Origin of the sequence: Burkholderia sp. BDU5 (assembly GCF_001522845.1) — a bacterium.
Classification (GTDB): Bacteria; Pseudomonadota; Gammaproteobacteria; order Burkholderiales; family Burkholderiaceae; genus Burkholderia; species Burkholderia mayonis.
On record NZ_LOWC01000109.1, the window covers coordinates 175,666 to 188,291 of the forward strand.

Consider the following 12,626-nt stretch of genomic DNA (forward strand, 5'->3'; position numbering starts at 1 on the left):
CCAACGCGGCGACAATAGCCCGCCCGTGCGGCGCCGCATGGGGCGCTGCCGCCATTCGCCGTGTATTGCCCGTGCATCGCCGTCTTTCCTTCGTACCGAGGTATTCATGACCGACCGGATCCGTCCGCGCTCGTCCAACCCGTGGGCGGGCGCGATCGCCGCCGCCCTGTTCGCCTTCACCGCCGGATGCGCGAACGCGCCCGGCTCGGGCGCGCCGAATGCCGCCGCTGCCGCATCGGCTTCCGCGGTCTCAGCGGCCGCCGCGACATCGACGGCGGAACCGCAGGCCGCGCCCGCCGAGCTGTCGAGCTGGGTCGACAAGCCGGGCTGGACCTCGCAGCGCGACATGATCGCGGCCGCGCATCCGCTCGCCGCGCAGGCCGGCCAGGAGATGCTGAAGGCGGGCGGCACCGCAGTCGATGCGGCGATCGCCGCGCAGATGGTGCTGATGCTCGTCGAGCCGCAGGCGTCGGGGATCGGCGGCGGCGCGTTCCTGCTGCACGCGGACGGCAAGACGGTCGAAGCGTACGACGGCCGCGAAACCGCGCCCGCCGCCGCCACCGACCGCCTGTTCTACGGCGCCGACGGCAAGCCGCTGCCGCCGTCGGCGCTCGGCGCGCGCGCGGTCGGCGTGCCGGGCGTGCTGCGGATGCTCGAGCTCGCGCATCGCGCGCACGGCAAGCTGCCGTGGCGGCGCCTGTTCCAGCCCGCGATCCGGCTCGCCGAGCAAGGTTTCCCGCTCGGCCCGCGACTCGCGGCGATGATCGCGAACGATCCGTCGCTGGCAAGCGATCCTGCCGCGCGCGCGTACTTCTATGACAAGAACGGCGCGCCGAAGCCGGCGGGCACGACGCTCAAGAATCCGCAGCTCGCGGCGACGCTCAGGCTCGTCGCCGCGCACGGCGCGAACGCGCTCTATACCGGCGCGATCGCGCGCGACATCGTCGCGAAAGTCCGCCAGGCGCCGAATCCGGGCGTGCTGAGCATGCAGGATCTCGCGCAGTACCGCGCGAAGGTCCGCGAGTCGCTGTGCGCCGACTATCGCAAATGGACCGTGTGCGGGATGCCGCCGCCGTCGGCGGGCGGGCTCGTCGTCGCGCAGATGCTCGGCCTGCTCGAAGCGCAGCCGGACTGGCGGCAGATCGGCGCGCAAAAGCCGGTGCGCAACGCGACGGGCCTCGAGCCGACGCCGTTCGCCGCGCATCTGTTCAGCGAAGCGGGCCGCCTCGCATACGCGGACCGCGCGCAGTACGTCGCCGATCCCGATTTCGTCGCGCCGCCGGGCGGCAGTTGGAAGAGTCTCGTCGAGCGACGCTACGTCGCCGAGCGCGCGCGCCTGATCGGCGACACGGCCGTCGGCAACGCAAGCGCCGGCTCGCCGTCCGGCCTGCCGCCCGCGTCCGCCGCGGACCGCGGCGCGGAGCCGCCGTCGGCGTCGCAGATCACGGCCGTCGACCGCTACGGCAACGCGGTGTCAATGACGTCGACCCTCGACGACCGGTTCGGCTCGCGGCTGATGGTGCGCGGCTTCCTGCTCAACAGCCAGTTGCTCGACTTCTCGCCCGTGTCGACCGAGCATGGCAAGCCGATCGCGAACCGCGTGCAGCCAGGCAAGCGCGCGCGCTCGACGCTCGCGCCCGAGCTCGTGTTCGAGAAAGGCTCGCGGCGGCTGATGATGGCGCTCGGCTCGGCGGGCGGCGCGTCGACCGCGAGCTACGTCGCGAAGACGCTCGTCGGCATGATCGATTGGGGGATGACGATGCAGCAGGCGATCGCGCTGCCAAACTTCGGCTCGCGCAACGGGCCGACCGAGCTCGAAAAGGGGCGCGTATCCGATGCGCTCGCGGATGCGCTGAAGGAGCGCGGACACGACGTGCGCATCGTTGAGCTGGGGTCGAGCCTGCAAGGGATTCAGCGGATCAACGTCGAGGGGCGGTCGGTGTGGCTCGGCGGCTCGGACCCGCGGCGCGACGGCGTCGTAGCGGGGGATTGAGTCCGCCGCAGGCGACACGTCCCGCGAAAAGCACAAAAAAACCCGCAGCCTTCGCTGCGGGTTTTTCATCGACTGACTGGCCGGACCGTCGGTTCGACGGACCGTCGCCTACCGTCAAACCACGCCGGCGCCGTGCGCCTGGAGATCGGCGTGATAGCTCGACCGCACCATCGCGCCGACGGCCGCATGCGTGAAGCCCATCTGGTACGCCTCGTCCTCGTACATCTTGAACGTGTCCGGGTGCACGTACTCGCGCACCGGCAGGTGGTGTTCGGACGGCTGCAGGTACTGGCCGATCGTCAGCATGTCGACGTCGTGCGCGCGCAGATCGCGCATCACCTGCAGGATCTCTTCGGGCGTCTCGCCGAGGCCGACCATCAGGCCCGACTTCGTCGCGACGTCCGGATGCAGCGCCTTGAAATCCTTCAGCAGCTTCATCGAATGCGCGTAGTCCGAGCCGGGACGCGCTTCCTTGTACAGGCGCGGCACCGTTTCGAGATTGTGGTTCATCACGTCGGGCGGCGCGGCGTTGAGTATCTGCAGCGCGCGGTCGAGGCGGCCGCGGAAGTCCGGCGTCAGGATCTCGATGCGGGTCTGCGGCGACTGCTCGCGCACTTCGCGGATGCATTCGACGAAGTGGCCGGCGCCGCCGTCGCGCAGGTCGTCGCGGTCGACGCTCGTGATCACGACGTACTTGAGCTTCAACGCCGCGATCGTGCGTGCGAGGTTCTTCGGCTCGTCCGCATCGAGCGGATCGGGCCGGCCGTGGCCGACGTCGCAGAACGGGCAGCGGCGCGTGCACTTGTCGCCCATGATCATGAACGTCGCGGTGCCCTTGCCGAAGCATTCGCCGATGTTCGGACAGCTCGCCTCCTCGCACACCGTGTGCAGGTTGTGCTCGCGCAGGATCGTCTTGATCTCGGAAAAGCGCGAGCTGCCGGTGGCCGCCTTCACGCGGATCCAGTCGGGCTTCTTCAGCTTCTCGATCGGGACGATCTTGATCGGAATCCGCGCGGTCTTCGCCAGCGCCTTCTGCTTGGCGGTCGGATCGTACGCGGGCGCGGCCGGTTCGGCGGGTGCGGAGGGAGCGGTAAGGTCAGTCATTCGATTGTTCCAGTGCCTGCTGCGGCAATGCGGCGGCCGCGGTTGCGCCGTCGAGGTTGGCGATCAGACGGCGCACGAGCGTCCGTGCGACTTCGTGCCAGTCGGCGGTCGCGCCGAGGCTCGCCATGTCGATCGTTTCGAGTCCCGCGTAACCGCACGGGTTGATCGCGAGAAACGGACGCAGATCCATCTTCACGTTGACGCTCAGACCGTGATAGCTGCAGCCGTTGCGGATCTTGAGACCTAGCGCGGCGATCTTCGCGCCGCGATGCGGCCCCGATTCCACGTAGATTCCGGGCGCGCCGGCCTTGCGGATCGACGCGAGATTATACGCCGCGAGCGTCTCGATCACGGCCTCCTCGATCCGCGTGACGAGCGTGCGCACCATCAGCTTGCGCCGCCTCAAGTCGACGAGCAGATAGGCGACGATTTGCCCCGGACCGTGATAGGTGATTTGCCCGCCGCGGTCGACCTTCACGAGCGGCACGCCGCTGTCGGCGACGAGCAGGTGCGACGGATTGCCGGCCTGGCCGAGCGTGTAGACGGGCGGATGCTCGACGACCCAGATCTCGTCGTCGGTGTCCGGCGTGCGCGCGTCGGTGAACGTTCGCATCGCGTCGAAGCACGCTTCGTAAGATGTTTCGCCGAGCCAGCGAACCGTGACAGGCAGCGCGGAGGACGAACACGAGGAAGCCGACGCGGCGGCGTCGGGCGCGGCGGACGCGACGGAAGCGGGTGGCACGATGGAAACCGGCGAGGCTGACATGGACGGTAGTTTACCGAAAACCCATGCACCTCGCCGGTGCCCGAAGGGGACGGATCACGCGGCGGCACGCACCGGCGACCACGGGGCGCTCAGACGGTGCGCCACCCGTCGCGAAAGCGCGCGGCGAACCGCGTCGCGAACCGCACGATGCCGGACACGGCCGCCTGCCGCGGCGGCACGGCGATCGAGAACGACACGCATGCGCTCGTCTCGCCGTCGGCGCTCAGCCACAGCCGCTCACCGCGCCGCAGCTTCAGCGTCTCGCCTGGCGACAGGAAATAATCGTGGACGTCGTTGCTGCGCGTCGCCCACACGGACGCGCCGCGAACGCTCAACCGCGTGCTGCGCGCCACCTTCATCGGCACCGTTTCGCCGGGCTGGATCTCGAACGTGATGCTTGAAGAAATCTCTCTCATGACCGCCTCCGCCAAAAATGCTCCAGTGGCTACAATCGTAGTGCGCGCAAGGCTCGGCGTAAAACGATCGATTTTCACGTGCTAGTGAGAAAAACTAACCAATGAACCTCCGTCAGCTGCCGATGTTGAACGCGCTGCGCGTGTTCGAAGCCGCCGCGCGGTACGAAAGCTTCTCGCGCGCGGCGGACGAGCTGTCCGTCACGCACGGCGCGGTCAGCCATCAGATACGCGCGCTCGAAGCCGAGCTCGGCGTGCAGTTGTTCGTGCGCCACGGCAAGCGGCTCACGCTGACGGATGCGGGCGGCCGCTACGCGCAGCAGGTGCGCGCCGCGCTGACGCTCATCGCCGACGCGACCCGCGACATCCGCGCGAGCGATCGCGACAAGCGGCTCGTCGTGTCGACGCTGCCGTCGTTCGCCGCGCGCTGGATCACGCCGCGGATCGGCCCGTTCATCGAGCGGCATCCGGAAATCGATCTCGAATTACGGGCGAGCGACGCGCTCGTCGACTTCGCGCGCGACGACGTCGACATCGCGATCCGCTTCGGCTACGGCGTCTATCCGGGGCTGTACGTCGAGCCGATCCTCGACGAGACGTTCTTCCCCGTCTGCGCGCCGACGCTCAACGGCGGCGTGCTGCCCGAGACGCCCGCCGATCTCGCCCGCTATCCGCTGCTGCGCTCGGACGACGAGCTGTGGCGCCCGTGGTTCGACGCGGCGGGCCTCGACACGTTGACCGAGCCGAAGCGCGGCGTGCTGTATCAGGATTCGTCGAATCTGCTGCAGGCAGCGATCGACGGTCAGGGAATCGCGCTCGTGCGGCGCTCGCTCGCGGTGCCGGATCTGGCGGCGGGCAGGATCGTGCGGCTCTTCGACATCGCGGGGCCGAGCCCGTGGCACTACTTCTTCGTGTGCCCGCCGTCGCTCGCGCAGACGCCGCGCGTACAGGCGTTCCGGACCTGGCTGCTGGAGGAGATCGCGCGCTTCAACGCGGTGTGCGCGACGCTGGAGGCGCAGCACGCGGCGGCCTGCGCGGCCGCGCGTGTGCGAAGGGAAAGGATTGGCGGGGACTAGCCTGGCGGCCGGCCGTCAGAGCACGACCTTGACCATCGGGTGGCCGGTCAGCGCCCGGTAGATGTTGTCGAGCTGCGCCTGGCTCGTCGCCCGCACGGTGATCGTGAGGCCCGTGTAGTTGCCGCCGCTCGACGCGCGCTCCTCGATCTTCTCGAGATCGATCTCGTTGTCGTGGACGCTCACGACCTTGAAAATCGTGTCCTTGAACTCCGGATGCGCGCGCCCCATCACCTTGATCGGGAAATCGCACGGAAATTCGAGCAGCGTTTCCTTGGGCGTCGCGATTTCGCCCGTCAGCTCGACGGTCTTGTTTGATTCGGTCATGTCGTTCTCCACGCGTCGAGGGCCGGGCCCGCTCAAACGCTTTCCAACTCACGCGCCTTCGCCTGCTGATACGCGGCGTACAGCGCCTCGAACACCGGGCCCGGCCGGCCGCCCTGCACGGGCAGGCCGTCGAGCAGGGTCACGGGCAGGATTTCCTTCGTCGCCGACGTGAGCAGGATCTCGTCGGCCGCACGCAGTTCCGCTTCGTTGATGTCGCGCGCGACGAAGCGGATCCCGCACGCCTCCGCGAGCTCCTCGACGAGCGCGTAGCGGATCCCTTCAAGAATCCTGTAGCTGCGCGGCGGTGCGATCAGCTCGCCGTTCTTCACGATCCACACGTTCGACGACGAGCCCTCCGTCACGTTGCCGTCGCGCAGCTGGATCGTCTCGACTGCGTCGTGCTCGGCCGCATGTTGCGCCATCAGCACGTTGCCGAGCAGCGACACCGATTTGATGTCGCAATGCAGCCACCGGCGATCCTCGGCCGTCACGCAGCGCACGCCCTGCGCGCGCTGCGCGTCGGTCGGCAGCGACAGCGGGCTCGCCATCGCGAACACCGTCGGCACCGCGTTCAGCGGAAATGCGTGGCCGCGCTTCGCGACGCCGCGCGTTACCTGGATGTAGACGATCGCGTGCTGGCCGTCGCCGAGCGCCGCCGCGTTTGCGTCGACGACGCGCGCGACGAGCGCGCGCCAGCCCGCTTCGTCGTGCGGATCGTCGATGCCGATCTTCTTCAGGCTGCGCGCGAGACGCGCGAGATGCTGCGCGATCCGGAACGGCGCGCGACGTGCGCCGTCGGCGTAGATCGGCACGACTTCGTATACGCCGTCGCCGAAGATGAAGCCGCGGTCGAGCACCGGTACGCGCGCTTCGGACAGCGGCACCAACTCTTCCCGCGACGCGACGCTCAGGTAGACGGTCGGTTCGATATCGGCTTGGCTCATGGCGTTAAACGAGTGACGAAATCATGACGAAGGGATCCGGTCCCAGTGAATCCGGTCCGCAGGACCCTGATCCCTGGAGACCCGGTCCGGCGAGACCCGGACAGCTTACTTCTTTTTGCTGAACATCAGCAGGATCGAATCCCAGATGCGGCCGAGGAGGCCTGCTTCCGGCACCGGCTGCAGCGCGACGACCGGGAATTCCGCGACCGTCTTGCCGTCGGCGACGAGCTTCACCGAACCGACCGCCTGACCGTCCGCGAGCGGCGCGATGAGCGGCGCGTTCAGCGCGACTTCCGGCTTCACCTTGTCCGCCAAGCCGCGCGGCACCGTGATGAACTGATCCTTCTTCACGCCGACCTGCACGTTGTTGCTCTTGCCCTTGTAGACGCGCGGCGTGTCGATCGCCTGGCCGGCCTTGTAGAGGCGCACCGAATCGAACGCGGTGTAGCCGTAGTTCAGCATCTTCATGCTGTCCTGCACACGGTCGCTTTCCTTCGTCTCGCCCATCATCACGGTGACGAGGCGGCGCGTCGCGTCGGCCGCGCCCGGCAGCGAGCGCTTCGCCGACGCGATCAGGCAGTAGCCCGCCGCCTGCGTGTGGCCGGTCTTCAGGCCGTCGACGGTCGGGTCGAGCCACAGCAGACGATTGCGGTTCGGCTGCTTGATGTTGTTGTACGTGAAGTCCTTGACCGAGAAGATGCTGTAGTAGTCCGGATAGTCGCGGATCAGGTGCGTCGACAGCTTCGCGAGGTCGCCCGCCGTCGTGTAATGCTGCGGGTCGGGCATCCCGTTCACGTCGGCGAAGTGCGTGCCCTTCATCCCGAGGCGCTGCGCTTCCGCGTTCATCATGTTGACGAACTGCGCTTCGCTGCCGCCGACGAGCTCGGCGAGCGCGATCGCGGCGTCGTTGCCCGACTGGATGATCATCCCGTAGACGAGATCGTGCACGCTGACGGGCTTGTTCGCCTCGATGAACATCCGCGACTCGTCACGGCCGACGCGGCGCACCGCTTCGCCCGGCGTAACGATCTGCTCCATCGTGATCTTCTTCGCATCGAGCGCCTCGAACACGAGGTACGCCGTCATCAGCTTCGTCAGCGACGCGGGCTCGACGCGCTCGTCTGCGTTGCCCGATGCGAGCACCTGATTGCTCGTCGCATCGACGAGCACCCACGAGCGCGCGTTCACGCCGGGCGGCGGCACCGCGCCCGGCGCATACGTGGCGGGTGCGCCCGTCGGCGCGGCGGCGGGCGCGGCGGCCGCGTGCTTCGCCTTGGCGGCGGGCTTCGCCTGCGCGACGGCGATCGTCGACACGAGCGCGGCGGGCAGCACGACGCCGAGCGCAACGTTACGCGCGGCGACGGCAAAAGCGGTGGAGGTGGCGAGTGACGTGAGGCCGAAGGAAGACAGACGCATATCGATTCAGGCTGATGGCAGAAATTGCAGCGCACACGGGGCGCGCGGTTGAAGGGCCGGCGGCGGCGTTCCGGCGGCATCTCTGGGAAGGAAGGCTCGCGAAACGCGCCGATTGGACAGGCGGCGGCGCGATCGGTTCGCTAAGCGAAAAGCGGCGCGGCGGCCTGCACGGCGCATCGGACGTCCGTGCGGACGGGCCGACGCAAAACCCGGCCATTATACGGAAGTTCGCAGCGGCGCTTTTCGGGATTGGGGAGCTTGTCGCGTGGCGGGCGGTGTGATTCGGTCGCGGCGGGCGGGCCGGCGGCCGATCGCGGGTCGATCTTTGGTCGATCTTTGGTCGATCTTTGGTCGATCGATTGTCGATCACGGACGGAACGGTGATCGCGCCGGACGCCCATGTCGCGTGCCGCAATTACCATGCAGTCGCCCAAGCCGCGTGCCGCGCCGCTCGGTGCGGTGCCGTGTGGTGCCGTGCGGTGCCGTGTGGTGCCGCGCTGCGCCGGTTGTGCAACTCGACCGCGCCATCCATGCACGCCGCGAGATGCAGCACCGCGCCGCAGCGATCCGCCGCAACGCGCCCGGCACGACGAACGTCCGGCATCCGCCCGCTCGCTCGCCGCGCGGCTCACAGCTCACGGCTCACGGCGAAACGAAACGCCGCTCGTCGCGCGTCAGCGCCACGCGCCGACGACGACGCGCTTCAGGATGTGCAGCTTGCGATGGAAGAAGTGCTCGGCGCCCGGAATCACGACGACGGGCAGCTCCTGCGGCCGCGCCCAGTCGTAAACCGACGCGATCGGCACCGTGTCGTCGTTCTCGCCGTGGATTACGATCGTGTCTTCCGGCACGTCGGCGACCTGCCAGCGGCTCGCCGCCGTGCCGACGAACACCATCCGCTCGATCGCCTGCCCCGCATCGCGCAGCCGCTTGCCGACGTGCGACAGCACGAACGTGCCGAACGAAAAGCCGGCGAGCACGACCGGCAGTTCCGCGTGGCCCGGCAGCGAACGCATGTGCGCGAGCACGGCGAGCAGGTCGTCGACCTCGCCCGCGCCGTTGTCGTGCGCGCCTTCCGTCGCGCCCACGCCGCGGAAATTCGAGCGGATCACCGCGTAGTTCAACTGGACGAAGATGCGCGCGAGCGTCTGCGCGACCTTGTTCTCCATCGTGCCGCCGAAGAGCGGATGCGGGTGCGCGACGAGCGCGATCCCGCGCGGCGCGGCCGAGCCGTCGCGCACCGCGTCGGGCAGGTCGATCGCGATCTCGATGTTGCCGACCGGGCCGGCGATCAGGGATTTCTGGGTGTAGGCGTTCATGCAGCAGCGTGCGGGGTGATTCGAAAAACCGTGCTCAGATTCTCAGCCGCTCGACGACCTGGCCATCGCGCAGATGCGACTCGACGATTTCGTCGATGTCGTTCTTGTCGACGTACGTGTACCAGACGCCTTCCGGATAGACGACGACGACGGGGCCTTCCTCGCAGCGGTCGAGGCAGCCCGCCTTGTTGACGCGCACCTTGCCCGCGCCCGCGAGGCCGAGCGCCTTGACGCGCTGCTTTGCGTATTCCTGCATCTCCTGCGAACCGCAGTTCGCGCAGCTCGGACGTTCGGCGCCCTTTTCGCGCTGGTTCAGGCAGAAAAAGACGTGGTGTTGATAGTAGGGATCCATGATGTGGCCCATTGCGTGGGGGCGCCGCGTGAGCGCCCCGCGTTGTCGGACGGAATCGGCAGGCGAGTGGCCGATTATAGCGAGCGGCGCCGTTTGCCGCTGGCGCCGCGCGAAGCGCCCGCCGCGCGCTTCGCGAGCCATGCGCGCTCCGCGCGTCCGGCGAGCCAGACGAGCGCCGCGTACGGCCAGATCCACGCGAGCCAGCGCGCGATGCTGTTGAAGTGCACGTAGCGGCCCTGCTGCCAGCCGGACAGCGCGAAATCGAAGAACGGATTGACAGGCAGCACGTTGACGAGCACGAGCGCGGCGGCGAGCGCCGCCGCGGCCAGCGCCGCGCGCCACGCGCTCGCGAGCCGCAGCGCGGCGAGCGCGGCGACGAGACCCGCCGCGATGCCGAGCCGCGCGCCGGGCGTCGCCCAGTCGAACACGAGGCCCGTGTACGACTGCATGAACGTCGCGGCCGCCTTCAGCGCGAGCGCGAACACGGTGAAGCCGGCGACGAGCCGCACGCGCGGCGCGCGCTCGCGCATCGCGAGCGACGCGACCGCGAGCGCCGCGAACAGGCCGAGCGCGGCAATCAGCGTCTCCCACGCGGAATCGGACAGCAGGCCGTCGAGCCGGCCCGGCCACGCGGGCACGTTCCACGCGGCGGGCGTCCACGCGAGGAGCGCGCCGCGCATCGACACGTCGGCGCTCTCCCAGAGCTCGCTCGGCCAGTCGCCGATGCCGAACAGGAACGGCGACGGAAACAGGATCGCGCCCGCCCACAGCGCGGCGAGAAAGATCGGCGTCGACGCATCGCGCTCGAACCACGCGAAGCGCACGCGCCGCACGACGCCGCGCTCGATCAGCGCGGTCGCGGCGGGCGCGGCGAGCGTCGCGCCGATCAGCGCGCCGAGCGCGTTCGCCGCGAGATCGAGATTCGACGACACACGCGCCGGCAGATACGTCTGCAGCGCTTCCATCGCGCCCGACAGCAGCGCGCCCGCCGCAGTCGCGGCGAACACGGCCGGCACGCCGCGCAGCGGATAGAGCGCGAGCACCGCGAGCGCGCCGAACGGCAGATAGCCGAGCACGTTGGTGACGATGTCGAACGCGGTCAGATAGCGCGGCAGCGGCGCGAGCAGATAGTCGAACGGGCCGATGCCGAGCGAGCGCCAGCCCGTGAACGGATAAAGCGACGCATAGAAGACGAGCGCCGCGTAGACGGCGAACGCCTGACGCGCGAGCGTCGAATGACGACGCTGCCAGCGCGCGGCGCGTTTCATCTCGGCGGCGCCGCGCACGGCGCGGCAAACGCGACAAACGCGGCGTGCGCGGCGGCGTTCATGGCGCGGCGGCGTGCGCCTGGACGCCGAGCCACGCGACGAGCTGCGAGACGAGTTCGTCGCTCGCCGTCGCGAGCGCCTGCGCGCCGCCCGCCGCATCCGGCGTGCTCGACGGCGCGCGCGACACGAACGTGCGCTGGCCGAGCACCTTGCCGTCCTGCGTGAGCGTCGCGCGCGCGGTGACGGCCGCGTGGCTCTCCGAGCGGCCGTCGAACACCTGCTCGAACTCGGACAGCTCGACCTTCAGCACGGGCGCGCGCACGCTGTCCCCGCCCTCGAGCACCGCGCCGCGCTGCGACAGCGCGCCGCGCAGCCTTTGCGTCAGCAACTGCGCGGGCGGCGCGGTCCATTTGCTGTCGCGGTACACGGCGATGCGCTGCGCGTCCGTGTACGCGAGCCGGTAGACGAAGCGGTCCGAATTGAGTGCGTCGGGCGCGCTCACGTCGAGCACCTTGAGCGCCGGACCCGCGCCCGCCGACGCGGCCGGCTGCGCGGGCCCGAGGTCGTAGCGGATGTTCGAGAGCGCGGCGGGCGTCCCCGCGCAGCCGTTCAGGCTCGCGATCGTGAGCGCCACGGCGAGCGCGAGCGCCGGACGGCTTCGGCGGAAGAAAGGACCTGACATGAAGTGTGCGTGCATCGCGAATTCCAAGAGTACTTATTTGGCGGGCGTGACGCCCGGCCACACGAATCCCGTCTCGCCCGGGCCCGGCTCGGCGAGCGGCGCGCCGAACAGCAGGCTGCGCGGATTGCGGCCGACATCGCCCGCGACGTCCTTCAGCGTGCGCGACGCGTCGCCGACGTTCGTCGCGAGCGCGTTGAAGCGCGGCAGCGTGTCGTAGCGCACGCGCGCGCTCAGCTCGGCGAGCGTGTCGTTCATCGACGCGAGCGCCTGCCCCGCGCGGTTCAGGTTCGTGACGAGCGGCCCGCCCGGCGCGACGAGCGCGTTCGCCGACGTGAGCGCATGGTTCACGTGCGCCATCGTCTCCGGCATCTGCGCGAGCGCGGGCTCGACCTGCTTCGACAGCTCGGCGACGCCGTCGGCCGCATGCTGCATGCTCGCCGCGGTCGCCTTCAGTTGATCGCGCATGTCCGGCGACAGCATCTCGTTGACGCTCTTCGCGGCGATCTCCATCTGCTTGAGCAGCACGTCGCCGCGCTGCTGGAGCTGGTCGAAGAGACTCGGGTGCATCGGAATCTGCGCGACCGCCTTCGCCGACGTCGGCAGCGGCGCCTGATCCGCGCCCGTGTCGTCGAGCTGCACGAACGCAATGCCCGTCACGCCCTGGAAGCCGAGGCTGCCGAACGTCGAGCGCGTGATCGGCGCGTTCGCGTCGACGAGGATGCGGATCACGATCTCTCCCGGATGCCCGCGGTCGAAGTTGATCGACTGCACCTTGCCGACGTCGAGCCCGCGATAGCGGACGGCCGCGTCGGGGAAGAGCCCCGTCACGTTCGAGCGCGACACGAGATCGTAAGGCACGCGCACCGTGCGATCGACGTTGAACCAATAGACCGCGCCGACGATCGCGAGCAGAAGCCCGATCGTGAACAGGCCGGCCCAGAACGCGTGTGATTTGTTTTCCATGTGGGG

13 protein-coding genes are annotated in these 12,626 nt (G+C 69.2%); 2 read left to right on the top strand and 11 right to left on the bottom strand.

Annotated elements, in window-relative coordinates:
• Positions 1–106 precede the first annotated feature (106 nt).
• Entirely contained in the window at positions 107–1,993 is a 1,887-nt protein-coding gene (locus WS69_RS16850; RefSeq protein ID WP_059471852.1) for a gamma-glutamyltransferase family protein, read from the top strand.
• A 114-nt stretch (positions 1,994–2,107) separates the two neighbouring features.
• On the opposite strand, the gene lipA is transcribed toward WS69_RS16850, so the two are convergent.
• The 3 genes from lipA to WS69_RS16865 all read right to left on the bottom strand — a co-directional run bounded on the left by lipA (position 2,108) and on the right by WS69_RS16865 (position 4,279).
• Positions 2,108–3,097: a lipoyl synthase gene (lipA, locus tag WS69_RS16855; RefSeq protein WP_059471853.1), complete on the bottom strand. Its 990-nt coding sequence runs from the start codon at positions 3,095–3,097 to the stop codon at positions 2,108–2,110.
• Positions 3,090–3,863, bottom strand: a complete 774-nt coding sequence (gene lipB, locus WS69_RS16860; RefSeq protein ID WP_059471854.1) for a lipoyl(octanoyl) transferase LipB — start codon at positions 3,861–3,863, stop codon at positions 3,090–3,092. Before lipB ends, lipA begins: the two co-directional genes overlap by 8 nt.
• Before the next feature lie 89 nt (positions 3,864–3,952).
• On the bottom strand, positions 3,953–4,279 hold the full coding sequence (locus tag WS69_RS16865) for a DUF2917 domain-containing protein (protein WP_059471984.1): 327 nt from the start codon (positions 4,277–4,279) through the stop codon (positions 3,953–3,955).
• 101 nt (positions 4,280–4,380) lie between these two features.
• Between WS69_RS16865 and WS69_RS16870 the strand changes: the two genes are divergently transcribed.
• On the top strand, positions 4,381–5,352 hold the full coding sequence (locus WS69_RS16870; protein ID WP_059471855.1) for a transcriptional regulator GcvA: 972 nt from the start codon (positions 4,381–4,383) through the stop codon (positions 5,350–5,352).
• A gap of 15 nt (positions 5,353–5,367) precedes the next feature.
• Here WS69_RS16870 and WS69_RS16875 read toward each other — a convergent pair whose 3' ends face one another.
• The 8 genes from WS69_RS16875 to WS69_RS16915 form a co-directional block, all read right to left on the bottom strand.
• Entirely contained in the window at positions 5,368–5,676 is a 309-nt protein-coding gene (locus tag WS69_RS16875; RefSeq protein ID WP_059471985.1) for an HP0495 family protein, read from the bottom strand.
• Positions 5,677–5,708: 32 nt separating this feature from the next.
• Positions 5,709–6,620, bottom strand: coding sequence for a D-amino acid aminotransferase (locus WS69_RS16880; RefSeq protein WP_059471856.1), 912 nt, complete (start codon positions 6,618–6,620; stop codon positions 5,709–5,711).
• A 105-nt stretch (positions 6,621–6,725) separates the two neighbouring features.
• Positions 6,726–8,036: a D-alanyl-D-alanine carboxypeptidase family protein gene (locus tag WS69_RS16885; RefSeq protein ID WP_059471857.1), complete on the bottom strand. Its 1,311-nt coding sequence runs from the start codon at positions 8,034–8,036 to the stop codon at positions 6,726–6,728.
• Positions 8,037–8,710: 674 nt separating this feature from the next.
• The gene (locus tag WS69_RS16895) at positions 8,711–9,355 is read right to left on the bottom strand and encodes an alpha/beta hydrolase (RefSeq protein ID WP_059471859.1); all 645 of its coding nucleotides are present in this window, start codon (positions 9,353–9,355) and stop codon (positions 8,711–8,713) included.
• Positions 9,356–9,389: 34 nt separating this feature from the next.
• Positions 9,390–9,707 carry a (2Fe-2S) ferredoxin domain-containing protein gene (locus WS69_RS16900; protein WP_059471986.1) on the bottom strand — a complete coding sequence of 106 codons (318 nt, stop codon included), beginning with the start codon at positions 9,705–9,707 and terminating at the stop codon, positions 9,390–9,392.
• Between the two features lie 74 nt (positions 9,708–9,781).
• Positions 9,782–10,975 (bottom strand): VanZ family protein, encoded by a 1,194-nt coding sequence (locus WS69_RS16905; RefSeq protein ID WP_059471988.1) that lies wholly within the window; start codon positions 10,973–10,975, stop codon positions 9,782–9,784.
• Positions 10,976–11,033: 58 nt separating this feature from the next.
• A complete protein-coding gene (locus WS69_RS16910) occupies positions 11,034–11,672 on the bottom strand; it encodes an ABC-type transport auxiliary lipoprotein family protein (protein ID WP_059471987.1) in 639 nt (212 codons plus the stop codon).
• Between the two features lie 18 nt (positions 11,673–11,690).
• Positions 11,691–12,620, bottom strand: coding sequence for an MlaD family protein (locus WS69_RS16915; RefSeq protein WP_059471860.1), 930 nt, complete (start codon positions 12,618–12,620; stop codon positions 11,691–11,693).
• Positions 12,621–12,626 lie beyond the last annotated feature (6 nt).

Bases quoted from the DNA above. Each gene is read 5' to 3' on its own strand.
- WS69_RS16905 (WP_059471988.1), bottom strand. From the start codon at position 10,975: ATGAAACGCGCCGCGCGCTGGCAGCGTCGTCATTCGACGCTCGCGCGT.
- lipA (WP_059471853.1), bottom strand. From the start codon at position 3,097: ATGACTGACCTTACCGCTCCCTCCGCACCCGCCGAACCGGCCGCGCCC.
- WS69_RS16885 (WP_059471857.1), bottom strand. From the start codon at position 8,036: ATGCGTCTGTCTTCCTTCGGCCTCACGTCACTCGCCACCTCCACCGCT.
- WS69_RS16870 (WP_059471855.1), top strand. From the start codon at position 4,381: ATGAACCTCCGTCAGCTGCCGATGTTGAACGCGCTGCGCGTGTTCGAA.
- WS69_RS16900 (WP_059471986.1), bottom strand. From the start codon at position 9,707: ATGGATCCCTACTATCAACACCACGTCTTTTTCTGCCTGAACCAGCGC.
- WS69_RS16880 (WP_059471856.1), bottom strand. From the start codon at position 6,620: ATGAGCCAAGCCGATATCGAACCGACCGTCTACCTGAGCGTCGCGTCG.
- WS69_RS16915 (WP_059471860.1), bottom strand. From the start codon at position 12,620: ATGGAAAACAAATCACACGCGTTCTGGGCCGGCCTGTTCACGATCGGG.
- WS69_RS16875 (WP_059471985.1), bottom strand. From the start codon at position 5,676: ATGACCGAATCAAACAAGACCGTCGAGCTGACGGGCGAAATCGCGACG.
- WS69_RS16895 (WP_059471859.1), bottom strand. From the start codon at position 9,355: ATGAACGCCTACACCCAGAAATCCCTGATCGCCGGCCCGGTCGGCAAC.
- WS69_RS16865 (WP_059471984.1), bottom strand. From the start codon at position 4,279: ATGAGAGAGATTTCTTCAAGCATCACGTTCGAGATCCAGCCCGGCGAA.
- WS69_RS16910 (WP_059471987.1), bottom strand. From the start codon at position 11,672: ATGCACGCACACTTCATGTCAGGTCCTTTCTTCCGCCGAAGCCGTCCG.
- lipB (WP_059471854.1), bottom strand. From the start codon at position 3,863: ATGTCAGCCTCGCCGGTTTCCATCGTGCCACCCGCTTCCGTCGCGTCC.
- WS69_RS16850 (WP_059471852.1), top strand. From the start codon at position 107: ATGACCGACCGGATCCGTCCGCGCTCGTCCAACCCGTGGGCGGGCGCG.